We start from the raw sequence: 24,434 nt of genomic DNA, 5'->3' as shown, positions 1-24,434 counted from the left end.
CATAGCTTACTATTGTTAGATCAAATAATGAAGACTTTTTTCTTAAAGGAGAAACAAATCAATAAAAAGTGGTTTGTCATAGATGCAGAAGGATTAGTGGTAGGGAGGCTTGCAGCATTTGTAGCGACACTATTACGTGGAAAGCATAAACCTGAGTATACACCTCATATGGATTGTGGCGATAATGTAATTATTATCAACGCAGAAAAGGTGCATTTCACCGGAAAGAAGCTTAAAGATAAAATTTACTATAAGCATACAGGTTATTCTGGTGGTTTGAAGAAAACTACTCCAGATAATATTTTAAATGGCAAATTTCCTGAGCGTGTAATAGAAATGGCAGTGAAAAGGATGCTTGATGATGGGCCTATGGCACGTAGACGCTTTGAAAATTTGTATGTTTATTCTGGTTCAGAGCATAAGCATCAAGGACAGCAACCTGAAAAGATAGATTTTGCCTCTTTGAATCGTAAAAATAAAAAGTAATGGAGTAAAAATGAAGAGTTCTACAATAAATAACAATGATTGGTCAGAAAAGACAATTAAATCAGCAGTTGATTCGCTTGGTCGTTTATATGCTACAGGCCGAAGAAAAGAATCTGTAGCAAGAGTATGGATAAAGCCGGGGAGTGGAAAATTTAGTGTTAACAAAAAAGGCGATCTAATTTCTTATTTTAAAAGAGAGTCAGTGTGCCAAATAGTAAAAATGCCATTTGTTGCAACTTCCACATTGGATAAATACGATGTATTTGCAACTGTAAAAGGTGGAGGGCTATCTGGTCAAGCAGGTGCTCTAGCTCATGGAATAAGCAGAGCTTTAAGTAGTGTAAGCCAAGATTTGCATTCTATACTACGTAATGGTGAGTTCTTAACTAGAGATTCACGTGTTGTTGAACGTAAGAAATATGGTCAACATAAAGCTCGGAAAAAGTGTCAATTTTCTAAGAGATAGTTATTTTATAGGGGTGTTTTTTTGTAAGTATTATACAAATATTTGCAAAAGTGTATGATATCCTCTATTTTTGTGATGAATTTAGTTGACTATCGGTGTCAACATAATATGCTATTTATGTGATTTTTTCAATATTAAGGTAATTTATGAGTAAAGAAGATATAATAAAACAATTAAAGGAAGATTGTTCTAGTCAGAATATAGATATAACAAAATCTGATTTGAGCAAGATTCATGATGCGTTTATTAAAATAATAAAGAATGAGCTGCATGGGAAAGGTGAAATACGTTTGCATGGAATAGGAACATTTTCTACTGCTATCAGTCAGGAAAAACAATGTCGTAACCCCCAAAGTGGTGAGATCATGACTGTTCCTAAAAAGACAAGGGTAAAATTTAAAGCAAGCCAAACTCTTTTAAGTATTTTAAATGAGAAGGAAAAAGCAGCAGTTAGTTAGACATTGTCATTTTCATTGTTTTTACTACGCTGTGTAAGCCGTAAAATACAGCTTCGCTAATTAAATAGTGGCCTATGTTAAGAGCTGAGATGTGAGGTATTCTTGTCATCTTCTTAGCGTGTTTATAAGTTATGCCATGTCCTGCGTGGCATTCTATTCCTAATTTATTGACGTACTCTGCAGCATTAGTAATTAACTGTAACTTTTTTTCTGATGGATTATCACAGTAACCCCCTGTGTGAATTTCTATTATGTCAGGTTTTGTCCCTAGCTTTTCAAGATATTTTAGTTGATCAATATTTGGATCGATAAACAGTGAGACTTTTATGCTAGAGCTATGCATTTCCTCTATTATACTAGAAAGTTTACTGTGCATATTCACGATATCCAGGCCACCTTCGGTTGTTAATTCTTCTCTTTTTTCTGGTACTATACTAATCGAATAGGGTTTTACCTTTTTTGCTATTTCAAGCATTTCTTCCGTGGCTGCAATTTCAAGATTTAGCTCAGTGCTAATGCTTTTTTTTAGGTTAAATACGTCTTCATCTCTAATATGCCTTCTATCTTCTCGTAAGTGTACAGTAATAAAGTCTGCTCCAGCGTCAATGGCTATTTCTGCTGCTTTCAATGGATCTGGATAAGAAGTTCCGCGTGCGTTGCGGAGGGTTGCAACGTGATCGATATTAACACCTAGTTTCACAATCTACCTCAGAAATTATTTATAGATTATACATGTTATTAGGTTTTTTGCATAGTCATTGTTTGACCTTACCCAGAAAAAGTGGAGAGAAAGAAAAGAGTTTTTTTGGGTAAAATAAAATTTTGGAGGATTAGAAATGGTAAGAGAATATACAGCAGAATTCAAATTGGAAGCTGTTAAACTGGCAAATGAACAAAGAAAGGCAGGTCAAACAATTACAAAAATAGCAAAGGATTTAGGAATAAAGGGTGGTTTATTAGGCTCTGTGGACAAAAAATATGAAAAGAGAGAAAAAGATGGTAGTTTAGCCTAATAGGTAAAAAATGGAGAAACTACCATATGCAATATTACATCAAAGAGGAAAATTGGAAACAAATTTTAGAGTTCATAAAAAGCGTAAAAGGAATGCACAGCAAAGATGAAAAACGTTTAAGAATATTCATAGAGGCAGTGTGGTACATAGTGCGAAGTGGTTACCAATGGAGACTTTTACCAAAAACTTATGGTAATTACAGGAGTATACATAAGCGATTTAAAAGATGGTGTGAAAGAGATGTCTGGAAAAAATTGCTTGAATATACTAAACAAGAGCCTGATTTAGAAGTTGCTATAATCGACGGTACGATCATCCGAGCCCATCCATGTTCATCTGGATATACAAAAAACTCCAAGGATCAAGAAGCTTTAGGGAGGAGCAAAGGTGGCTTTACAACTAAAATACATGCGCTTGTCGATGCACTTGGAAATCCACTTAAATTTACTCTGACTCCTGGTCAAAGAAATGAAATTACGCAGGCACAAGTGTTGACCGAAAGTATCTATAACTCTACTGTAGTAGCTGACAAGGGCTACGATAGCAATGCCTTTGTTACAAGTCTTGAAGACAAGGGATGTACAGTAGTTATTCCGCCAAAACGGAATCGAAAAGTGCAAAGGTATTACGATGAGCATATCTACAAAGAACGTCATTTGATTGAGTGTTTTTTTGGTAAAATTAAAAATTTTAGGCGCATTTTTTCCAGATTTGATAAAACTGCTGAGGTTTTTATTGGTTTTCTCAATTTTGTTGGAGCTCTTGTATGGCTTCTCTAAAATTTTGTCCACAGAGCCTAGATTATATAGTCAATATAAAAAGCCATATAAAATTGCTTCCACTGCTGCCATGAGGAAATTGCTTATTCTTGCTAACTCTTTAGTCAGAGATGACAGGGTTTTTACTGAGGAATATAACTCTCTGTCTGTTTCTATCTAAGAGCCAGCATAGCTGTGGATAAGCACGTTTATACAGATAAAAGTACTTATCCACAGCTACATCAATTTTTCTATTGACTTTTAACACAACTGCTGAACAGATACATTCGTCATCCCGCTACGTGTTAGCGGCCAAGATACCGCGGCGGTATGACGTGGGAAACCTGACTTGCATTAGCTATAAAATAGTGATTTATATAAATCCCATAGCATGCCGAATGAAGCGTTTTTTGAGGAAATTTGAATTTTCAACTGCAATCAAGCCAAGATTTCTTAGTGCTTTAGCGCAGAATATTCTGTTGGAAAACATCCTATTTAATCCATCAGTTGCAAGCGCCATTGTAAAATTATCAAAGTATCTGTTACGTGAAATTTTCTTTAATAAATAACTACTGCCAACATCAGTACCAGCCGCTTTTGCAGCAACTACGTGCTTTATAACACTTTCTACATCTCTAATTCCAAGATTAAGCCCTTGACCTGCAACTGGATGAATTGAATGTGCTGCATCGCCGATAAGCAAAACTCTACCCTTATATAACTTTTTTGCGAAAGCAAAACTTAAAGGATAAAGTTTTCTTTCACCCTCTAATTTTATCTCTCCTAAATAAGAACCAAATCTTTTTTTAAGCTCTATAATAAATTCTTCTTCAGACAGATCCATTAGCATTTTTGAAATTTCAGATTTTTCTGTCCAAACTATCGAAGAAGTATAGCCACCCTTCATCGGTAGAATTGCAAATGGACCGCCAGGGAAAAAACGCTCCACAGCTAAGTTTTGGTGATGCAGTTCATGTTTTACATTAAATACTATGCTACTTTGTTTATAGTCAAATTTCACTGTCGGTATAGAAAATAACTCTGGTAATTTAGAGTTTTTGCCTTCAGCACAGATAAGTAGCGATGATATTAATTCCTGGTTATTATCAAGAATCACTTCCACATATCCTGAATCACAAGCAATTGTTTTATAGGAATGTGGAGAGTATATATTCAGTTTATTTAGAAAATTATTGTTGATTGCATTCCATATAGTAGCATTGTTGATAACATAACCCATTGGCTCTTCGCTAACCATTTTATGATTGTAATGCACAGTAACCGCATCTAATATGCATATATCAAGTATTGGCTCAGCTTCACTTTCCACAAACTGCCAAATCCCTAACTTTTCCAATATTTTTTTCGAGCCTTGAGAAATAGCAAATGCTCGATTATCATCTACTACACGTGGTAGACTATTTTTTTCAATCACAGCTACAGACACAGAGTCACAACTGAGGCCAATGGCAGTAATAAGACCAAGTAACCCACCACCTGAAATGATTACATCATAATTCATTTTATTTACGCTAATTGTAAAATTATATTTTATCTGTTTTGAAAATAGTTTAAACAAACTTTATAGACAAAGACCTATAGCTAACCCAAGAAAGGTTTCCCTACGTCATACCGCGATTCATTCCATAGCTGTACGAACATTGCAATGTGGCACATAGTAAACGATGTCATGAAAGTAGCTGACACTGGAATTCAGAAAAAAGGATGATGTTATTCCAGTGCCTCTATGATGTCATCCCAGTGCTTGACACTGGGATCCAGCTTTTTCATAATCATCAAAATGTTGTATTTTAACATAAAACAGCTACTTTTATGCTTACCAACTTAATAAAATTCCTGGATCCCAGTGTCTGGGTACTGCCCACTGGTGGCCCAAACTACAACGTTCGTACAGTTGTGCGCGGTATAGATTCCGCTAACTAGTAGCGGAATGACGGTTTTTCAAATTGTCGGTAAACCTAAGCCACTTTAGCTATATCATCTTGAGAACACCTAAAAGTAAACTTCTGTAATAAAATGTTAATTACTTCATGCTAAGATAGATCTTATTTTATTAAAGGTATTAGTTTATGACTACAGATTGCAAAGCAAAAATGTTAAATTGCATTAGGCTCTGTGGACAAAAAATATGAAAAGAGAGAAAAAGATGGTAGTTTAGCCTAATAGGTAAAAAATGGAGAAACTACCATATGCAATATTACATCAAAGAGGAAAATTGGAAACAAATTTTAGAGTTCATAAAAAGCGTAAAAGGAATGCACAGCAAAGATGAAAAACGTTTAAGAATATTCATAGAGGCAGTGTGGTACATAGTGCGAAGTGGTTACCAATGGAGACTTTTACCAAAAACTTATGGTAATTACAGGAGTATACATAAGCGATTTAAAAGATGGTGTGAAAGAGATGTCTGGAAAAAATTGCTTGAATATACTAAACAAGAGCCTGATTTAGAAGTTGCTATAATCGACGGTACGATCATCCGAGCCCATCCATGTTCATCTGGATATACAAAAAACTCCAAGGATCAAGAAGCTTTAGGGAGGAGCAAAGGTGGCTTTACAACTAAAATACATGCGCTTGTCGATGCACTTGGAAATCCACTTAAATTTACTCTGACTCCTGGTCAAAGAAATGAAATTACGCAGGCACAAGTGTTGACCGAAAGTATCTATAACTCTACTGTAGTAGCTGACAAGGGCTACGATAGCAATGCCTTTGTTACAAGTCTTGAAGACAAGGGATGTACAGTAGTTATTCCGCCAAAACGGAATCGAAAAGTGCAAAGGTATTACGATGAGCATATCTACAAAGAACGTCATTTGATTGAGTGTTTTTTTGGTAAAATTAAAAATTTTAGGCGCATTTTTTCCAGATTTGATAAAACTGCTGAGGTTTTTATTGGTTTTCTCAATTTTGTTGGAGCTCTTGTATGGCTTCTCTAAAATTTTGTCCACAGAGCCTAATATAAAGAATAACTTTTTAGATGATACACAAAACATCTTTAAATATATTCAAGTTGAAGATAATATTTGATAGACGAATATCTATTTTATAGTAAAGAGGACAGACGAATTCTTAAAGTCTCTTTGCGTAAAGCTGTGTTTTTTTTAGAATTTTACAGCTATACAATGTTTTACTGTTTCCAAAGCAATATCTTTATAAATTTTTGCCAAATCCTCACTTAACATTAAAGGATTTCCGCAATCAGAAGCATGGCATATTTGTGGATCTAGAGGAACTCTGCCTAGAAGTTTGATGCCCAGCTCCTCAGACATTTTTTTTGCACCGTCTTTTCCAAATATGTATATTTTTGAGCCGCTTTGAATGAAATAACTCATATTTTCTACAATGCCAATAACCGGTACGCTGAGCTTTGTAAACATATCATAAATTTTGCGAGCATCGATTAAAGAGAGCTCCTGTGGAGTTGAAACTATTATCGCCCCAGTTAAGTTAAAATTTTCCATAAGACTTAAATGCACATCGCCAGTTCCAGGTGGTGTATCAACTATCAAATACTCTATATCGGACCATTTTGTTCCCATTAGCAGATTATAAAGTGCTTTTGTAATCATAGGTCCGCGCCATATTGCTGCACGATCTTTATCGATAAAATAGCCAATTGAAATAGTATGCAGTCCATACTTTTCTATAGGCATTGCTTTACTATCCTGTATTTTTGGCTTTAATTTTTCAGCGCCAAGCATTTTAGGAATTGAAGGACCATATATATCTGCATCAACCAGCGCAACTTTGTGTTTTAACTTTGCTAATGAGAGAGCAAGATTTAGCGCAACTGTGGACTTGCCCACACCGCCTTTACCAGAGGCCACAACGATTATATTTTTCACTCCTTCGATATGTAATTTAGCTTTTTGTTGCCCAGTTTGTTTTTGACAAGTAGCAACCACGGTCACTTTTGTCACCCCCGGTATAGCTTTAACAGCTTGCTCACAATTTCTTCTTAATTCTTCATTTGCTTGCGTGTTACCGGCAACTTCAAGCGCAAAACCAACGTCCCCACCTTTAATAATGATTGAGGATATTATACCAAGAGTTTTACCACTTTCTTGTTCTACGACTTTTTTTAAGCTCTCTCTTACAATTTCTTCGTTGATCATTAGCCTTTTAAGTGATTTCTTCCTGAAGTCGTTTAATCTCAGCTTGAGGAAGGCCGGTTGTCTGAGAGATAATATCAATAGAGATGTCAGCCTTAAGTAGGTTTTTTGCTACTTCAATCTTTCCTTCAATCTTTCCCTCATCAAGTTTTTGAGCGAGGATGCCTTCTTCTTTCCGCAGATCCATTATTCTTTCTTCGTAAGCTACTAAATCTTTTTCATTCCAGCTAAACCTGTCTAATTCATCGTGACAATGTCCATGTAACAAAGATAAGTTTTTGATCATATTGTTTCGTCTATTCCGGTCTTTGTGATGTATTTCTATTGTATCATCACTTTTAAACCATAGTCTACAATTATCACATTTACTTTGTTGTAACTTCAATAGTTTTATTACTCTTAATGGCTTATCTGGTATTTTTCTCAGACGTTTACCCCAATATACCCAATCACCATCATATGGAGATCTGGTTTTTTGCACTTTGATATGTCGTTTAATATCATGATCACTGTGTATAATAAGATGTATCTTGTTACTTGTCATAAAACGCCAGTTATCGTTATTATACTTTTTAAAGTATTTTCTTTTTATCCAGCATTTCCCTTTGTTTGGGTGCCTAAAGACTGACCTTACCCAGAAAAAGTGGAGAGAAAGAAAAGAGTTTTTTTGGGTAAAATAAAATTTTGGAGGATTAGAAATGGTAAGAGAATATACAGCAGAATTCAAATTGGAAGCTGTTAAGCTGGCAAATGAACAAAGAAAGGTAGGTCAACCAGTAGAGTTATAGATACTTTCGGTCAACACTTGTGCCTGCGTAATTTCATTTCTTTGACCAGGAGTCAGAGTAAATTTAAGTGGATTTCCAAGTGCATCGACAAGCGCATGTATTTTAGTTGTAAAGCCACCTTTGCTCCTCCCTAAAGCTTCTTGATCCTTGGAGTTTTTTGTATATCCAGATGAACATGGATGGGCTCGGATGATCGTACCGTCGATTATAGCAACTTCTAAATCAGGCTCTTGTTTAGTATATTCAAGCAATTTTTTCCAGACATCTCTTTCACACCATCTTTTAAATCGCTTATGTATACTCCTGTAATTACCATAAGTTTTTGGTAAAAGTCTCCATTGGCAACCACTTCGCACTATGTACCACACTGCCTCTATGAATATTCTTAAACGTTTTTCATCTTTGCTGTGCATTCCTTTTACGCTTTTTATGAACTCTAAAATTTGTTTCCAATTTTCCTCTTTGATGTAATATTGCATATGGTAGTTTCTCCATTTTTTACCTATTAGGCTAAACTACCATCTTTTTCTCTCTTTTCATATTTTTTGTCCACAGAGCCTAGCATATATATGAGATATATACTTGATGAAAGCCCAGAGTATAAAAGACAGAAAAATCCGTCTAAATTGCCACTAAAAGAGTTATTAAACAATTACAAAAAGCCTGTTCTAATATCAATAGGTATTGACTTGGTTGAAAATGCGTCTCTCTATATATATTTGGTATTTTTCAATGTGCTTACGAATAAAATATTAACAGTAAATACTCATTTTAATCATATAGTGGAAATACTGAGTCAAATTGCGCTCGGAGGATTGACAATATTATTTGCTATACTTTCTGATAAGATAGGAAGAGAAAAAGTTATGAAGTTTGCATTTATAACTTTTGTAATAGTAAGTTATCCAGTTTTTTCAATGTTATGTACTGGCGATTACTTGCTCACTTTTATGGCACACATTCTTTTTATAATTCCAATAGCTGCATCGCTTGGTTCTGTCAGTGCACTTATGTGCGAATTATTTCCAACAAAGGTTCGATACAGCGGATTTGGTTTATCAAGAAATATAACTGCTGGATTTTTTGGTGGCCTTGCACCATTTATATGCACAACAATTATCAAGGTTACAGGACAAGAGACTTCAGCTAGTTTTTACATGATTTTCTGTGCATTAATTGGGCTAGTTGCTATATCGCAAACTAAGGGTGAGCTTTCTTCAAGATCCAAATAGTTGCAGAGTTCAAAAAAATCTAATTATATGGCGGGAAGTGCCAATTTTTAGGTGATAATGTGAATATTTCAGCACCATCTTTAGTTACTCCGAGCGTATGTTCAAATTGAGCAGAAAGTGAAAGATCGCGTGTTGTCACTGTCCAGTCATCAAGTTTACTGAGCAGAGTCTCATGTTTTCCAGCATTAATCATTGGCTCTATTGTAAAAAACATACCTTCCTTCAAGACAAGATTTTCATCTTGATCATAGAAATGCACTACATTTGGTGGAGCATGAAAGACTTTTCCTATACCATGTCCGCAGTAGCTGCGTACGATAGAATATCCAAAATCTCTAATATATTTCTCTATAGCGAGCCCTATTTCATTTAACTTATTGCCGGGTTTAACTTGTTTAATTGCTTCCATCAATGCATGATAAGTAGCGTCACACAAACGTTTTGCTTTTATTGATGGCTTGCCAACCCAAAACATGCGACTTGTATCACCATGCCAGCTATTTAAAATCACCGTAACGTCAATATTCAAAATATCTCCATCTTTAAGCGGTTTATCATCAGGAACGCCATGGCACACAACTGCATTTTTTGAAGTGCAAATTGATTTTGGATACCCCCTATAGTTTAGTGGTGCTGGAATTGCACCTGCATTAATTATAAAGTCATGGCATAGATCATTTAACTCATTGGTTGTCACCCCTACCTTTACGCATGGTGCAATGAAATCAAGAGTTTCAGCAGCAAGCCTGCCAGCCTTGCGCATAAATTCAAAATCTTCTTGTGAGTGTATAGTTATGTTCATATTTTCCATGTCTTATTGTAATTGGTACGCTTACTCGCAAGTACATAAACATAATAATTTTACATATTATAAAAATAAGCCCTATGGATCCTAGTGTCAAGTCATTTATATGACAAGTGGTCAAGCAAGAAGTCTATTTAATAATCTGAACTATACAACTACTATCTCAGGATAATCTGAAGATTTTTTGTGATAGTAATCGATGCTCTTAGGATTCACCTCAATATAAGTATTGTAGATACGATTCTCAAAACCACCTCTCTCTTGTTTTTTAGAGATACGCTTTTCTTCAATTTGTTCTATTGATAGTCCACTTTCTTTGCCTAATGCATGTATGACCTCAAGTAAATCGGCTAACTCTTCAAGGTTTTCATCTGAGGTTTTAGATACCGTCTTGTAAGTCAACGAGAAAAATATAAAAATGTTATCTTTTGGTCCATATAAGTTTGTTCCAACAAGTTTAAAGTATAACAAAAAGAATCGCTGGAGCGTAATTGAATGTATTGATGTAATGCCGTCACTTCAAAACATAGGACAAGGAGTAGAAAATATAGAGCTAGGCTCTGTGGACAAAAAATATGAAAAGAGAGAAAAAGATGGTAGTTTAGCCTAATAGGTAAAAAATGGAGAAACTACCATATGCAATATTACATCAAAGAGGAAAATTGGAAACAAATTTTAGAGTTCATAAAAAGCGTAAAAGGAATGCACAGCAAAGATGAAAAACGTTTAAGAATATTCATAGAGGCAGTGTGGTACATAGTGCGAAGTGGTTGCCAATGGAGACTTTTACCAAAAACTTATGGTAATTACAGGAGTATACATAAGCGATTTAAAAGATGGTGTGAAAGAGATGTCTGGAAAAAATTGCTTGAATATACTAAACAAGAGCCTGATTTAGAAGTTGCTATAATCGACGGTACGATCATCCGAGCCCATCCATGTTCATCTGGATATACAAAAAACTCCAAGGATCAAGAAGCTTTAGGGAGGAGCAAAGGTGGCTTTACAACTAAAATACATGCGCTTGTCGATGCACTTGGAAATCCACTTAAATTTACTCTGACTCCTGGTCAAAGAAATGAAATTACGCAGGCACAAGTGTTGACCGAAAGTATCTATAACTCTACTGTAGTAGCTGACAAGGGCTACGATAGCAATGCCTTTGTTACAAGTCTTGAAGACAAGGGATGTACAGTAGTTATTCCGCCAAAACGGAATCGAAAAGTGCAAAGGTATTACGATGAGCATATCTACAAAGAACGTCATTTGATTGAGTGTTTTTTTGGTAAAATTAAAAATTTTAGGCGCATTTTTTCCAGATTTGATAAAACTGCTGAGGTTTTTATTGGTTTTCTCAATTTTGTTGGAGCTCTTGTATGGCTTCTCTAAAATTTTGTCCACAGAGCCTAGGCTCTGTGGACAAAAAATATGAAAAGAGAGAAAAAGATGGTAGTTTAGTCTAATAGGTAAAAAATGGAGAAACTACCATATGCAATATTACATCAAAGAGGAAAATTGGAAACAAATTTTAGAGTTCATAAAAAGCGTAAAAGGAATGCACAGCAAAGATGAAAAACGTTTAAGAATATTCATAGAGGCAGTGTGGTACATAGTGCGAAGTGGTTGCCAATGGAGACTTTTACCAAAAACTTATGGTAATTACAGGAGTATACATAAGCGATTTAAAAGATGGTGTGAAAGAGATGTCTGGAAAAAATTGCTTGAATATACTAAACAAGAGCCTGATTTAGAAGTTGCTATAATCGACGGTACGATCATCCGAGCCCATCCATGTTCATCTGGATATACAAAAAACTCCAAGGATCAAGAAGCTTTAGGGAGGAGCAAAGGTGGCTTTACAACTAAAATACATGCGCTTGTCGATGCACTTGAAAATCCACTTAAATTTACTCTGACTCCTGGTCAAAGAAATGAAATTACGCAGGCACAAGTGTTGACCGAAAGTATCTATAACTCTACTGTAGTAGCTGACAAGGGCTACGATAGCAATGCCTTTGTTACAAGTCTTGAAGACAAGGGATGTACAGTAGTTATTCCGCCAAAACGGAATCGAAAAGTGCAAAGGTATTACGATGAGCATATCTACAAAGAACGTCATTTGATTGAGTGTTTTTTTGGTAAAATTAAAAATTTTAGGCGCATTTTTTCCAGATTTGATAAAACTGCTGAGGTTTTTATTGGTTTTCTCAATTTTGTTGGAGCTCTTGTATGGCTTCTCTAAAATTTTGTCCACAGAGCCTAGTTCTATAGTTCTTGATATGATCTGGATCAAAGGCCTTTTTTGAACTTAAAACACCAAAAACTACATGAAGTAACTTACGCATTGCAGCTCCCACAATTGCCATATTATGCTTGCCTTTCTCTTTTAACCTCTTGCAATAAATCACAATAATAGGGTTGTGATTTTTAGCTACTATAGCGGGAAAATATATTGCCTTACGCAATGTTCGTGAACCTGATTTACTTAATCTGGGCTTGGCATATACAGATGATCCTGATGTTATATTTCGTGGTATAGTTCCAGCATATGCTGCCAATTGTCTGGCATTTATAAAAGCTTTTATGTCAGGAATTTCAGCTAAAATAGCTATTGCTGATTCCTCTCCTATTCCTGGAATAGTCAATAAGAGTTGAAAGTTTTCCAACAACTCTTTGTGCTGTTTTAATAGTTCACGTATGGAGTTTTTTATTGTTTCTATTGATTGTTCTATGTTCACTGCAAGGTTTTCCCAAGCATTTGCAACTTCTTCAGGCAGTCTCTCCTTCTTTTCTAAATGATTATTTACGAATGTTAATCCATCTTTTAATGCAGCTGAGCAACGATAAAGATGCTTTAATTTTTTCTTTTCAGAAGAAGGTGGTGTCCAGCGAGTTGGTTCCTGTCTTTGGCAATAACCTGCAATAATCTCTGCATCAATCTGGTCATTCTTTTGTCGTACAAGCTTACTCCTTGCATAAGACTTAATACAATAAGGATTTACAACACTAACAAAATGTCCAGCATTGTGTAGAAATTCAGCCAGAGCTTCACTATAACAACCAGTAGCTTCCATGCAGGCTTTTACTTGTTCTATATTATGTTTTTGTAGAAAGCTCAGCAGACCTTGAAACCCATGATCATCGTTCTTAAAGCTCCTTTTCCTAGTTTCACGTTTTCCTTTTTTACTTATAAATGAGAGAAAAATATCAAAGCGATCTTTTGATATGTCTATACCTAAAAAGTTGTTGATCATATATAACCTCATACGTTACCATTTAAAATGAAAAGTAAGGCTAACCTTGTGAATACAGAATTAGAACCATTTAGGTCTTTCTACGATACCGTCCAGCCTCTACTTTTGAGAAGGGAGCTCTTTTCTAAAACACAGATTTTGTATCTAGGGCAATTTACAAAGTTCTTCCCTTCTCCATCTAATGCATAAGCTTAAAACATTAGATGCTTTTGACAAGATACAAGAGGCAATAACCTCCTTTGCTTCTTCTAAAAGTTTATCTTTGAGACATTCAATGTATTCATCTTTTTCCATCACCCTCTCATAAACAATAATTCCGTGGGAACGTGTAATTTCAGTTGTATGATCACGAACAAGTTTATTAATTTTGAAACAATGTTTTTTATTCATAATGTTTCCTTTGATAGATATAAGAATTTCATTCAGTAAAATTAAACTGTAACTTTTGACTTAACCCAATGGTACAACTTACTCATTTTACCATCTTGTCCTAACATACCAGAGTTATTTTTATAAAAAGTGTCAACTATTAGCTTTATAGAACCTATAGCAGCAGAAAATACAGGATTTTTATCATATTCGCCATCAAGGCCACTGAGAGACTCAGGGGACCCAATTCGAACTTGTTTATTGAATATATAGCCTGCAATTTCCTTCATGCTTGTGAGTTGACTAGTTCCACCTGTGATCACTACTTTATTAATTGGATCTTTCTGCTCTTGAAATTGCTCTCTTACCATTTCAAGTATTTCTTCAACTCTTGGTCTTATGATGTTAATAAGCTCAGATTTGAATACTTGAGTAGGTTCATCACTTTCATTGTTTTGCATTGTAATGTACTCATTCTCATCTATTGAAGTTACGATAGTGCTACCATACAGTATTTTTATATACTCTGCACGTTCTATGCTTGTGCATAGCCCGTAAGCAATATCTCGAGTGATATGAACACCACCAATTGGAACGCTGCTTGCATACACAAGTTTCCCTCTTTTGAAAATTCCAATTGCAGTGCATCCACCGCCTATATCAACAATAGCAGTCCCGAGCTCTTTTTCATCTCCACTGAGACACGCAAGACCTGCAGAATATGCAGAAGCAATACAACCCGCCATATTTAATCCACCATTATTGGTAATACAGTTTTCAATATTGGTAAGCGCTGGACGCGAAGCAGTGACAACATTAACATCAGCAGATAGTCTTTTTCCGTACAATCCACCAACTTCTTTTATGTCAGTCATGTCATCCAAGTGATATTTTAGTGGTATATTGTGAATGATAACATTGTCTTCAATATATTTCTCAAATGTTTGAAAAACTACACGTCTTATATCACGCTCAGAAATCTCATGGTTAGCTGCAATAATTTCATTATGTACATTGAAAGATGAGATGCCACATCCAGCAATGTTTACATATATCTGATCTATGGTTTCTTCTGATACTTGCTCAGCTAAACCTATAGTTGATGAGATGGAGTAATTTGCGTGTTTTACATTAGTTATCGACCCACCGTTTACACCTTCTGCAATCTTATAACCCGTTCCTGTTACTTTATAGCTGAAGTTGCCATTTATCTTAACAATTAGACAAATAATCTTTGTTGTACCTATGTCTAAAACAGCAAAAACATTTCTCTTTGGTTTTGCTATTACTGCAGAGTACATTAGTTAACCTTATTACGCAATTTCATTTAAATTGTAGCTTTCTTTAATAATTTATATTTCTATTATAGATATAGCAACATTTTAATATACACTAAATTCTGGACAAAAGGAAAAGCAAAACATAAAATTATAATTTTTATGTCCATATTACCAATTGTAATTGCCCCTGATGAAAGACTAATCACACGTGCCAGTGAAGTAACAGATATAAACGATAAAATTAAAGAATTAGTAAACGACATGTTCGAAACTATGTATGATGCAGAAGGTCTTGGCCTTGCTGCAGTGCAAGTTGGGGTGCTGAAGAGAGTTTTTGTTATGGACATTCAGCTAGAAATAATTGAAAATGAGCCAGTAGGGTATGAATCGACTGGCAAATTTTACATGATTAATCCTGAGATTACAGAATTATCTGATGAACAAGTAATTCTCAAGGAAGGATGCCTTTCAATTCCAGAGCAAAGCTATGAAATTAAGCGTCCAAAGTATTTAACTGTGAAATATAAAGACTTAGATAATGAAGAACAAACACTAAAAGCTAGTGGTTGGCTTGCAAGGTGTATTCAGCATGAATTAGATCACTTAAACGGCATATTATATATTAGACATTTATCTAAATTAAAGTATGATATGGTCATGAAAAAAGCACAAAAGGTTAAAAAGTATCATGAGCAATGAAGACCTAGAATTATTAAAGTTTTACCATGAAGTGGGCGTTGATTGCACACTAACAGAAGGTGAAGAGGAAAAGAAAGTAGAAGAGGAGACAGATAGCAAGCTTGTGCAGCCTCCTGCCGTCCAAATCGAAGTCGAGAAAAAAGAGCAGCAATCCATGTTTCCAAGTGACTGGATAATTGAAGCAAGGAAACTTGCAAGTAAATGTAGTAGTGTGGATGAATTAAGAAGTGCAGTTGAATTATTTGAAGGTTGTGAAATAAAAAAAACTGCAACTAATACTGTCTTTTCCGATGGTAATCCAAATGCAAAAATTATGCTCGTTGGTGAAGCTCCAGGGGCAAATGAAGACCTTCAAGGCATACCATTTTGTGGTGCAAGTGGAATGTTGCTCGATAAAATGTTAAATGCAATCAATCTTGATCGCACTAAGGTATACATAAGCAATACTGTATTTTGGCGTCCACCTGGCAATAGAAAGCCAACCGACCTAGAGCTTGATATGTGCAGACCATTTGTTGAGAAGCATATTGCACTAGTTTCACCACAGATTTTGGTTTTAGTTGGTGGAATTGCGTGTTATAGCCTTCTTGACAGCACAAAAACTATATCGAATTTGCGTGGTAGATTTCATACGTACACTAACCAATATTTGTCCAATTCAATCACCACAGCCGCTATATTTCACCCAGCTTACCTACTGCGTCAGCCAATGCAAAAACGTTTAGCCTGGGAGGATTTGAAGAAGATTAGGGAGTATCTTGATAACACCAATAACTGCACAAATACCTAATAAAGTGGTAGACCTCTTGCATAGTTTTTTGCAGCATGTTAACAATCGTTAGAAACGAAAAAACTTCCTTGACAAACTCCGCCAGCCCCCTTATCATAAAATTGAAGCTATTGTATTTGCTTTCGCCAATCTGCAGATTAAAAGGTAAGGATTACTTAATGTATCGGCGTCTTATGTTTAATTTTTTGCAGTATATAGATACTGTATGTCTTTACAAAACTTCATCTACATCTAGATTTTTATCTAAATAAGCTGAACGCGCTTATAAAGCGTTACAAGACATCAAAAAATGCCAATACTCGACAGAGATAGTAAAAGACTAGCTAACTCGGGGATTCTTTGTCTTTTTTTCTGCTTAGTAAATTTCTTAAACATTTGCAGCGTAAGTTAGTTGCAATTAAAAGCGGCTGAATCTCGCTTGTCAAGCGTTTAAAACATAAAAAACGCCAATATTTTAAAGCGGATAATAACCCCAGGGCTTCTTTTGCCTTTTTTTTTATTTAGTAAATTTCTTAATATTTATAGCTAAACAACAACCGTCATCCCGCTACGTGTTAGCGCTTACTATTACCCACAAATATAAATGTTTGTTGCATAGCTCTTAATGGCATAACTTTTGCTTGAAATAACTGTTTATATGGTGCAATTTACAGCTTTTAGTTGCTAGGCTCTGTGGACAAAAAATATGAAAAGAGAGAAAAAGATGGTAGTTTAGCCTAATAGGTAAAAAATGGAGAAACTACCATATGCAATATTACATCAAAGAGGAAAATTGGAAACAAATTTTAGAGTTCATAAAAAGCGTAAAAGGAATGCACAGCAAAGATGAAAAACGTTTAAGAATATTCATAGAGGCAGTGTGGTACATAGTGCGAAGTGGTTGCCAATGGAGACTTTTACCAAAAACTTATGGTAATTACAGGAGTATACATAAGCGATTTAAAAGATGGTGTGAAAGAGATGTCTGGAAAAAATTGCTTGAATATACTAAACAAGAGCCTGATTTAGAAGTTGCTATAATCGACGGTACGATCATCCGAGCCCATCCATGTTCATCTGGATATACAAAAAACTCCAAGGATCAAGAAGCTTTAGGGAGGAGCAAAGGTGGCTTTACAACTAAAATACATGCGCTTGTCGATGCACTTGGAAATCCACTTAAATTTACTCTGACTCCTGGTCAAAGAAATGAAATTACGCAGGCACAAGTGTTGACCGAAAGTATCTATAACTCTACTGTAGTAGCTGACAAGGGCTACGATAGCAATGCCTTTGTTACAAGTCTTGAAGACAAGGGATGTACAGTAGTTATTCCGCCAAAACGGAATCGAAAAGTGCAAAGGTATTACGATGAGCATATCTACAAAGAACGTCATTTGATTGAGTGTTTTTTTGGTAAAATTAAAAATTTTAGGCGCATTTTTTCCAGATTTGATAAAACTGCTGAGGTTTTTATTGGTTTTCTCAATTTTGTTGGAGCTCTTGTATGGCTTCTCTAAAATTTTGTCCACAGAGCCTAAAATTTGTTTCCAATTTTCCTCTTTGATGTAATATTGCATATGGTAGTTTCTCCATTTTTTACCTATTAGACTAAACTACCATCTTTTTCTCTCTTTTCATATTTTTTGTCCACAGAGCCTAAAATTATAACTCTTAGTTTAATAATTTTAATCTAATAAGCTTTCAGGTTAATAAAATTAAATTATTTGAGTAAATACAATACTATGTTTTTATTTGTGGGTAATAGTAAGGTGTTAGCGGGATCTATGCTTTGAGATACCGCGAATAAATCGCGGTATGACGTAGAGCTCGCGTTAGCTATACTTTTATGCTTACCAACTCAGTATCCAATCAAAACCTGGATTTCAGTGTCAAGCACTGAAATGACACCAAAAGGGCTACTGCTGTCTTGGATGGAAACCAGTGTCAGCTACTTGAATCTGCCACGCAAATTGCCTGCAAATTGCAATGTTCGTACAGCTGTGCGTCATGCGCTGGAATGGCATCAAGGGGTAACTTTTTATTTAAACAATGATTGTAAAATGATTATAATAAGAGATCTATTGAAATTTTAAAGTTATTAAATATTGACGCTGTATACTTAAGTGTTAAAATAGAATGAAAAGTTTTTAGGAGTTTATATGGCAGCAGGTGGGAAAGCAAAGACAGCTAGTAAAAATAACCCTACTCAGCGTAAGAAAGCTGAGCAAAAAATGTATAAAGACAAACCGGTAAAACCTGTTAGATATATAGATCGTGACTCGCGCATGAATTATATGTCTGCTCAATATGACAACGGCAATCTGGTTGAAGATGAGATAAGCGGCAATCCTATAAAGTGGGAAGCTGTATAATAGTTGTGGTTAAAGTTACTATTAATTCTAAGGAATGTGAAGTAGAGCATGGGCTCACTATAATTCAAGCTTGTGAAGTCGTGGGCGTTGAAATTCCACGTTTTTGTTATCATGAGCGTTTAGCAATTGCTGGTAACTGCAGAATGTGTTTGGTTGAAGTGGAGGGTGGACCTCCAAAACCAGTAGCCTCTTGTGTAATGCCAGTTGCAGAAGGGATGATTATTCACACTGATACCCCTAAGGTTAAAAAAGCACGTGAAGGTGTGCTTGAGTTTTTGCTAATTAACCACCCGCTTGATTGCCCAATTTGCGATCAAGGTGGTGAATGCGATTTGCAAGATATCACGATGGCTTATGGGAAAGGAACCAGCAGACTTGATGAGCATAAGAGGGCTGTGCCAAAAAAACACTTCGGACCACTGATTGAGACTGCGATGAATCGATGCATTCATTGCACTCGGTGTGTTAGATTTTTGTCTGATGTTGCAGGTACAAATGAACTTGGAGGAATCGGAAGGGGAGAAAATGTAGAGATTAGCACTTACATAAAAAGGCATATTAGTTCTGAATTATCTGGAAATATTATAGATCTCTGCCCGGTAGGGGCTTTAACTTCAAAGCCTTACTCCTTTACAGCGCGTCCATGGGAGCTATCACATTGTGAGACTGTAGATGTGCTAGATGCTGTGGGTAGCGCAATTAGAGTTGATTATCGTGGCCTGGAAGTTATGCGAATATTACCAAGGCTGAGCGAAGAGGTAAATGAAGAATGGATATCAGATAAAACCCGCTTTGCCTATGATGGACTAAAAGTTCAGCGTCTTGATCGACCTTATGTAAAAAAAGATGGTAAATTAGCCCCAGTTGATTGGAATGAAGCATTAACTGTTGCTGCAAAGAAATTAAAGAATACAAAATCAAATAAAATAGCTGCAATTGCAGGTGATTTAGCAGATTGTGAGTCTATGCTTCTACTCAAAGAAGTGATGCAGAAGCTCGGCTCGGGGAATATAGACTGTAGGCAAGATGGTGCAAAGCTTATACCAAGTAATCGTGGATCGTATGTGTTCAATACCACTATTGAAGGTATAGAAAATGCAGATTTATGTCTGCTTATAAATACAAATCCAAGGATAGAAGCACCGATCATTAACGTAAGATTGAGAAAGAGATATTTACAGGGCAACTTTCCTGTTGCAAGTGTTGGTCCTAACATTGAATATTTGTATCATGTTGAGAAATTGGGCGATAATCCTGGTATTTTGAGTGAAATAGCAAATGGAAATCATAAGTTCTGTGAGCTGCTGGTAGCTGCTCAAAACCCTATGCTGATTATCGGTCAAGATGCGTTGATAAGAGATGATTCTGAATCAGTTCTAATTCTAGCTGGCAAAATTGCAGAAAAATTTAACATGGTCAGAGATGACTGGAATGGCTTTAATGTGCTGCATAAAGCTGCAGCAAGAGTTGGTGGGCTAGATATTGGGTTTGTTCCTAAAAAAGGCGAAAGGGATATTAATCAAATATTGGAACATGCAGAAAGTGGTGAAACAGAAGTGGTTTATCTTCTTGGTGCAGATGAAATTGATACATCAAAATTAGAAAATACATTTGTAATTTATCAAGGTCATCACGGTGATAAGGGTGCACATGTGGCAGATGTTATCTTGTCTGGTGCTGCATATACAGAAAAATATGCAACTTATGTAAACACTGAAGGTCGAGTGCAAAGAACAAATTTAGCTGTATTTCCTCCAGGTGAAGCAAAGGAGGATTGGTTAATTATTAAAAATCTCTCGCAATATTTGGATCTTTCCTTACCATATGATAGTTTATTTGACGTAAGAAAAAAATTAGATACTATCGGTCCACAGTTTAGAAATGCTGATCAAGTGGTAAAAAACACATGGGTACCAATCAGCAATGGTAAAATAAATTTAAGTAATACACCTTTTACTTTAAAGGAGTGTAATTTTTATATGACGGATTCAATAAGTCGCGCTTCAAAAATAATGGCAGATTGTACTAAAGCTTTTTATGAACACGCTAGTTAATATTTTATTTATTTTAGTACCGCTACTACTTTCAGTTGCATATTTGACATACTTTGAGCGTAAGGTCCTTGCTGCAATTCAACTGAGGCACGGCCCAAGTGTAGTTGGACCTTTTGGGCTATTGCAGCCATTTGCAGATGCTATTAAGCTCCTGATTAAGGAGCCGATAATACCATTTAGAGCGAGCACCATACTGTTCATTATGGCTCCAATGCTTACCTTTATCTTGGCATTAATTGCCTGGGCAGTTATACCGTTTGGTGCTGAAGTAATTGTAGAAAATGGCCAGCAAGTAGTTATTCCTAAGGTTATAGCAAATATTAATGTTGGAGTGCTTTATGTGCTAGCTATATCGTCGCTGGGAGTATACGGCGTGATTATTGCAGGCTGGTCAAGCAATTCTAATTATGCATTTCTTGGCGCTATACGGTCGGCTGCTCAGATGATTTCGTATGAAGTTTCAATAGGCTTAATAGTTGCTACAGTCGTTATTACCACTGGAACATTAAATCTTGGAGAGATGGTGGTAGCGAAACACAATATGCCATTTTGGGTTGATTTACTACTAATGCCTATAGGAATAATATTTTTTATTTCTTTGCTTGCAGAAACTAATCGTCACCCATTTGATTTACCAGAAGCTGAAGCAGAGCTTGTCTCTGGATATAACGTTGAATATTCATCCATGCCTTTTGCCCTCTTTTTTCTTGGAGAATATGCAAATATGATTTTAGCAAGTGCTATGATGACAATATTCTTTCTGGGGGGATGGTATCCTCCGTTAGAACTTGGTTTGCTTTATAAAATTCCAGGTTTAATTTGGTTCGTTTTGAAGATAGTTCTACTATTGCTCATATTTATTTGGATTAGAGCAACAATACCTCGTTATCGATATGATCAACTAATGCGCCTTGGTTGGAAAGTATTTCTACCAATATCGGTGCTTTGGGTGATACTCATTTCAGGGGTGTTGCTCTTTACTGGGAACTTGCCTGGATCCAATGTTTAATTTTCCAAATACAAGATTAAGACGCAGGCGCTCGAGCAAATGGGTTCGCAATTTAACAAGTGAAAATAGTTTATCAGTAAATGATTTAGTTTTTCCTCTGTTTGTTCATGACAGAGAAAGAACAACTGAACCAATTTCTGGCTTACCAGGCGTAAAGTGTTATTCAATAGATGGGCTGGTTTCCATAATTAAGGAAGCTAAGGGTTTAGGAATTAATGCTGTTGCAATTTTTCCTGTAGTTGATAACAAATTAAAATCTAAAAATGCTGAGGAGTCATATAACCCTAACAATTTAATCTGCAGAGCAATTTGTGCTGTAAAATCGAAGGTACCTGAAATTGGTATTATTGCAGACGTTGCACTGGATCCATACACTATTCACGGCCATGACGGCATTTTAAAAGATAATCAGATGGATGTAGAAAACGATGAAACTATATCAGTGCTGTGTAAGCAAGCACTTGCTTTAGCGAAGGCAGGATGTGATATAGTTGCTCCTTCTGATATGATGGATGGTAGAATAGGAAGAATCAGAAAATCATTAGATGATAACAACTTTCAAGACGTATTAATATTATCTTATGCAGTGAAATACTGCTCTAGCTTCTATGCTCCATTTAGGCAAGTCGTTGGTTCATGTGGGCTATCACATTCTATAGACAAAAGTGGTTACCAAATGGATTATAAAAATGCGCGCGAAGCAATGTGCGAAATTGAAATAGATATAAATGAAGGTGCAGATTTTATTATGATTAAACCTGGTATGCCATATTTGGATATTATCAAAACAGCAAGTGATAAGTTTAATTTTCCGATTTTTGCTTACCAAGTAAGCGGTGAGTACGCAATGATAAAAGCTGCTGCAAATAATGGCTGGCTAGATTATGACAAGGTAATTTATGAATCTTTGATTGGTTTCAAACGTGCGGGTGCAAGTGCAATATTCACTTACGCTGCACTTGATATTGCAAAAAATTTAAGTGCACAAGCCCTATAAAATTACTAAATTTTTGGCGCATGTTCTTCTACTGTTGCTGCATATTGCCTTGTATCTTGTCAAAAGCATCTAATGTTTTAAGCTTATGCATTAGATGGAGAAGGGAAGAACTTTGTAAATTGCCCTAGGCTCTGTGGACAAAAAATATGAAAAGAGAGAAAAAGATGGTAGTTTAGCCTAATAGGTAAAAAATGGAGAAACTACCATATGCAATATTACATCAAAGAGGAAAATTGGAAACAAATTTTAGAGTTCATAAAAAGCGTAAAAGGAATGCACAGCAAAGATGAAAAACGTTTAAGAATATTCATAGAGGCAGTGTGGTACATAGTGCGAAGTGGTTGCCAATGGAGACTTTTACCAAAAACTTATGGTAATTACAGGAGTATACATAAGCGATTTAAAAGATGGTGTGAAAGAGATGTCTGGAAAAAATTGCTTGAATATACTAAACAAGAGCCTGATTTAGAAGTTGCTATAATCGACGGTACGATCATCCGAGCCCATCCATGTTCATCTGGATATACAAAAAACTCCAAGGATCAAGAAGCTTTAGGGAGGAGCAAAGGTGGCTTTACAACTAAAATACATGCGCTTGTCGATGCACTTGGAAATCCACTTAAATTTACTCTGACTCCTGGTCAAAGAAATGAAATTACGCAGGCACAAGTGTTGACCGAAAGTATCTATAACTCTACTGTAGTAGCTGACAAGGGCTACGATAGCAATGCCTTTGTTACAAGTCTTGAAGACAAGGGATGTACAGTAGTTATTCCGCCAAAACGGAATCGAAAAGTGCAAAGGTATTACGATGAGCATATCTACAAAGAACGTCATTTGATTGAGTGTTTTTTTGGTAAAATTAAAAATTTTAGGCGCATTTTTTCCAGATTTGATAAAACTGCTGAGGTTTTTATTGGTTTTCTCAATTTTGTTGGAGCTCTTGTATGGCTTCTCTAAAATTTTGTCCACAGAGCCTAGGAGGTTGACTGAAGTTTAAAATCAAAAATTGAATGTAGTTGGTTAGTGAATATGTGTACCACTATAACTCTTTAAACTTAAACTAAATTCAACTTTTTTCGGCAGCCCACCAGGAAAAAAAGATATCTGTCTTTCCTCTAATTGTGTAATCACAAACTGTCCTAAAAAATTACCTAAACTATCTACTAAAGTGTGTGGGATCTGATCTTTTTCAGCTTCTTTCATATTCTTTAGTTGATTTAGCCCCTTAAGACTATTAAGGTAAATGGTTATTTCTAGCTCTATATTTTCTACTCCTTGTCCTATGTTTTGAAGTGACGGCATTACATCAATACATTCAATTACGCTCCAGCGATTCTTTTTGTTATACTTTAAACTTGTTGGAACAAACTTATATGGACCAAAAGATAACATTTTTATATTTTTCTCGTTGACTTACAAGACGGTATCTAAAATTTTCCAATATATGTTTAAAGTTATTGATAAGTCCGTTACAATACAG

The 24,434-nt window shown here is 35.6% G+C and carries 28 protein-coding genes and 1 pseudogene; 18 read left to right on the top strand and 11 right to left on the bottom strand.

All coding sequences use genetic code 11. From position 1 onward, the window contains the following. The first annotated feature begins 27 nt into the window (after positions 1-27). From rplM to OPR60_RS05590, 3 genes are all read left to right on the top strand, one after another. On the top strand, positions 28-486 hold the full coding sequence (rplM, locus tag OPR60_RS05600) for a 50S ribosomal protein L13 (RefSeq protein WP_010082596.1): 459 nt from the start codon (positions 28-30) through the stop codon (positions 484-486). A 10-nt stretch (positions 487-496) separates the two neighbouring features. Then, positions 497-952, top strand: a complete 456-nt coding sequence (gene rpsI, locus OPR60_RS05595; RefSeq protein WP_006279875.1) for a 30S ribosomal protein S9 — start codon at positions 497-499, stop codon at positions 950-952. Between the two features lie 146 nt (positions 953-1,098). Continuing rightward, on the top strand, positions 1,099-1,410 hold the full coding sequence (locus OPR60_RS05590; RefSeq protein ID WP_006279876.1) for an HU family DNA-binding protein: 312 nt from the start codon (positions 1,099-1,101) through the stop codon (positions 1,408-1,410). Here the strand turns inward: OPR60_RS05590 and OPR60_RS05585 are convergent. After that, a complete protein-coding gene (locus OPR60_RS05585) occupies positions 1,403-2,110 on the bottom strand; it encodes a pyridoxine 5'-phosphate synthase (RefSeq protein WP_065095127.1) in 708 nt (235 codons plus the stop codon). The two genes, OPR60_RS05590 and OPR60_RS05585, sit on opposite strands and share 8 nt — an antisense overlap. A 136-nt stretch (positions 2,111-2,246) precedes the next feature. On the opposite strand from OPR60_RS05585, the gene OPR60_RS05580 reads away from it, so the two are divergent. Both OPR60_RS05580 and OPR60_RS05575 read left to right on the top strand, forming a co-directional pair. Continuing rightward, a complete protein-coding gene (locus tag OPR60_RS05580) occupies positions 2,247-2,423 on the top strand; it encodes a transposase (protein ID WP_265040201.1) in 177 nt (58 codons plus the stop codon). Between the two features lie 26 nt (positions 2,424-2,449). Next, complete coding sequence (locus OPR60_RS05575; RefSeq protein ID WP_265039672.1) at positions 2,450-3,202, top strand: IS5 family transposase; 753 nt, start codon at positions 2,450-2,452, stop codon at positions 3,200-3,202. Between the two features lie 352 nt (positions 3,203-3,554). Here the strand turns inward: OPR60_RS05575 and ubiH are convergent, their stop codons facing one another. Beyond that, complete coding sequence (ubiH, locus tag OPR60_RS05570) at positions 3,555-4,703, bottom strand: 2-octaprenyl-6-methoxyphenyl hydroxylase (RefSeq protein WP_213863120.1); 1,149 nt, start codon at positions 4,701-4,703, stop codon at positions 3,555-3,557. Positions 4,704-5,391: 688 nt separating this feature from the next. On the opposite strand from ubiH, the gene OPR60_RS05565 reads away from it, so the two are divergent. Next, entirely contained in the window at positions 5,392-6,144 is a 753-nt protein-coding gene (locus OPR60_RS05565) for an IS5 family transposase (RefSeq protein ID WP_265039672.1), read from the top strand. 165 nt (positions 6,145-6,309) lie between these two features. Here OPR60_RS05565 and OPR60_RS05560 read toward each other — a convergent pair whose 3' ends face one another. The 3 genes from OPR60_RS05560 to OPR60_RS05550 are packed head-to-tail and all read right to left on the bottom strand — an operon-like array spanning position 6,310 to position 8,587. Further along, positions 6,310-7,323, bottom strand: coding sequence for an Mrp/NBP35 family ATP-binding protein (locus tag OPR60_RS05560; protein ID WP_065094974.1), 1,014 nt, complete (start codon positions 7,321-7,323; stop codon positions 6,310-6,312). A gap of 7 nt (positions 7,324-7,330) precedes the next feature. After that, positions 7,331-8,047 (bottom strand): hypothetical protein, encoded by a 717-nt coding sequence (locus OPR60_RS05555; protein ID WP_265040198.1) that lies wholly within the window; start codon positions 8,045-8,047, stop codon positions 7,331-7,333. Positions 8,048-8,089: 42 nt separating this feature from the next. Next, positions 8,090-8,587, bottom strand: coding sequence for an IS5 family transposase (locus OPR60_RS05550; protein ID WP_265040196.1), 498 nt, complete (start codon positions 8,585-8,587; stop codon positions 8,090-8,092). An 81-nt stretch (positions 8,588-8,668) separates the two neighbouring features. Here OPR60_RS05550 and OPR60_RS05545 point away from each other — a divergent pair. Further along, a pseudogene (locus tag OPR60_RS05545) lies at positions 8,669-9,340 on the top strand (MFS transporter); the annotation flags it as partial. Positions 9,341-9,359: 19 nt separating this feature from the next. On the opposite strand, the gene map reads toward OPR60_RS05545, so the two are convergent. Continuing rightward, entirely contained in the window at positions 9,360-10,142 is a 783-nt protein-coding gene (gene map, locus OPR60_RS05540) for a type I methionyl aminopeptidase (RefSeq protein ID WP_082941408.1), read from the bottom strand. A gap of 150 nt (positions 10,143-10,292) precedes the next feature. Then, a complete protein-coding gene (locus OPR60_RS05535) occupies positions 10,293-10,547 on the bottom strand; it encodes a nucleoside triphosphate pyrophosphohydrolase family protein (protein WP_265040193.1) in 255 nt (84 codons plus the stop codon). A 16-nt stretch (positions 10,548-10,563) separates the two neighbouring features. Here OPR60_RS05535 and OPR60_RS05530 point away from each other — a divergent pair, with 16 nt between their 5' ends. From OPR60_RS05530 to OPR60_RS05520, 3 genes are all read left to right on the top strand, one after another. Beyond that, the gene (locus OPR60_RS05530) at positions 10,564-10,755 is read left to right on the top strand and encodes a hypothetical protein (protein ID WP_265040192.1); all 192 of its coding nucleotides are present in this window, start codon (positions 10,564-10,566) and stop codon (positions 10,753-10,755) included. A 26-nt stretch (positions 10,756-10,781) separates the two neighbouring features. After that, entirely contained in the window at positions 10,782-11,534 is a 753-nt protein-coding gene (locus tag OPR60_RS05525; RefSeq protein WP_265039632.1) for an IS5 family transposase, read from the top strand. Between the two features lie 100 nt (positions 11,535-11,634). Beyond that, positions 11,635-12,387 carry an IS5 family transposase gene (locus tag OPR60_RS05520; RefSeq protein WP_265040107.1) on the top strand — a complete coding sequence of 251 codons (753 nt, stop codon included), beginning with the start codon at positions 11,635-11,637 and terminating at the stop codon, positions 12,385-12,387. Here the strand turns inward: OPR60_RS05520 and OPR60_RS05515 are convergent. The 3 genes from OPR60_RS05515 to ftsA all read right to left on the bottom strand — a co-directional run bounded on the left by OPR60_RS05515 (position 12,353) and on the right by ftsA (position 15,069). Next, positions 12,353-13,399, bottom strand: a complete 1,047-nt coding sequence (locus OPR60_RS05515) for an IS110 family RNA-guided transposase (RefSeq protein ID WP_265040191.1) — start codon at positions 13,397-13,399, stop codon at positions 12,353-12,355. The two genes, OPR60_RS05520 and OPR60_RS05515, sit on opposite strands and share 35 nt — an antisense overlap. 144 nt (positions 13,400-13,543) lie before the next feature. Then, positions 13,544-13,789 (bottom strand): nucleoside triphosphate pyrophosphohydrolase family protein, encoded by a 246-nt coding sequence (locus OPR60_RS05510; protein ID WP_065094807.1) that lies wholly within the window; start codon positions 13,787-13,789, stop codon positions 13,544-13,546. 41 nt (positions 13,790-13,830) lie between these two features. Further along, entirely contained in the window at positions 13,831-15,069 is a 1,239-nt protein-coding gene (gene ftsA, locus OPR60_RS05505; RefSeq protein ID WP_265040188.1) for a cell division protein FtsA, read from the bottom strand. 138 nt (positions 15,070-15,207) lie between these two features. Between ftsA and def the strand changes: the two genes are divergently transcribed. From def to OPR60_RS05465, 8 genes are all read left to right on the top strand, one after another. Continuing rightward, the gene (def, locus tag OPR60_RS05500) at positions 15,208-15,747 is read left to right on the top strand and encodes a peptide deformylase (RefSeq protein WP_265040187.1); all 540 of its coding nucleotides are present in this window, start codon (positions 15,208-15,210) and stop codon (positions 15,745-15,747) included. Continuing rightward, positions 15,737-16,537, top strand: coding sequence for a uracil-DNA glycosylase (locus OPR60_RS05495; protein ID WP_065094804.1), 801 nt, complete (start codon positions 15,737-15,739; stop codon positions 16,535-16,537). Before def ends, OPR60_RS05495 begins: the two co-directional genes overlap by 11 nt. A 746-nt stretch (positions 16,538-17,283) precedes the next feature. Continuing rightward, a complete protein-coding gene (locus OPR60_RS05490; RefSeq protein WP_265039632.1) occupies positions 17,284-18,036 on the top strand; it encodes an IS5 family transposase in 753 nt (250 codons plus the stop codon). A 642-nt stretch (positions 18,037-18,678) separates the two neighbouring features. Next, positions 18,679-18,891, top strand: a complete 213-nt coding sequence (locus tag OPR60_RS05485; RefSeq protein ID WP_017532424.1) for a hypothetical protein — start codon at positions 18,679-18,681, stop codon at positions 18,889-18,891. Positions 18,892-18,896: 5 nt separating this feature from the next. After that, the gene (nuoG, locus tag OPR60_RS05480) at positions 18,897-20,945 is read left to right on the top strand and encodes an NADH-quinone oxidoreductase subunit NuoG (protein ID WP_265040186.1); all 2,049 of its coding nucleotides are present in this window, start codon (positions 18,897-18,899) and stop codon (positions 20,943-20,945) included. Then, positions 20,929-21,954: an NADH-quinone oxidoreductase subunit NuoH gene (gene nuoH, locus OPR60_RS05475; RefSeq protein WP_065094595.1), complete on the top strand. Its 1,026-nt coding sequence runs from the start codon at positions 20,929-20,931 to the stop codon at positions 21,952-21,954. Before nuoG ends, nuoH begins: the two co-directional genes overlap by 17 nt. Beyond that, positions 21,947-22,951 carry a porphobilinogen synthase gene (hemB, locus tag OPR60_RS05470; protein WP_265040185.1) on the top strand — a complete coding sequence of 335 codons (1,005 nt, stop codon included), beginning with the start codon at positions 21,947-21,949 and terminating at the stop codon, positions 22,949-22,951. Before nuoH ends, hemB begins: the two co-directional genes overlap by 8 nt. 207 nt (positions 22,952-23,158) lie before the next feature. Next, entirely contained in the window at positions 23,159-23,911 is a 753-nt protein-coding gene (locus tag OPR60_RS05465) for an IS5 family transposase (RefSeq protein WP_265039632.1), read from the top strand. Positions 23,912-23,974: 63 nt separating this feature from the next. On the opposite strand, the gene OPR60_RS05460 is transcribed toward OPR60_RS05465, so the two are convergent. After that, a complete protein-coding gene (locus OPR60_RS05460) occupies positions 23,975-24,346 on the bottom strand; it encodes a phage tail protein (protein WP_065095214.1) in 372 nt (123 codons plus the stop codon). Positions 24,347-24,434 lie beyond the last annotated feature (88 nt).

Source organism: Wolbachia endosymbiont (group A) of Trypoxylon clavicerum, from assembly GCF_947251665.1.
GTDB lineage: Bacteria > Pseudomonadota > Alphaproteobacteria > Rickettsiales > Anaplasmataceae > Wolbachia > Wolbachia pipientis.
This window is presented reverse-complemented; position numbering and strand designations above follow the sequence as displayed.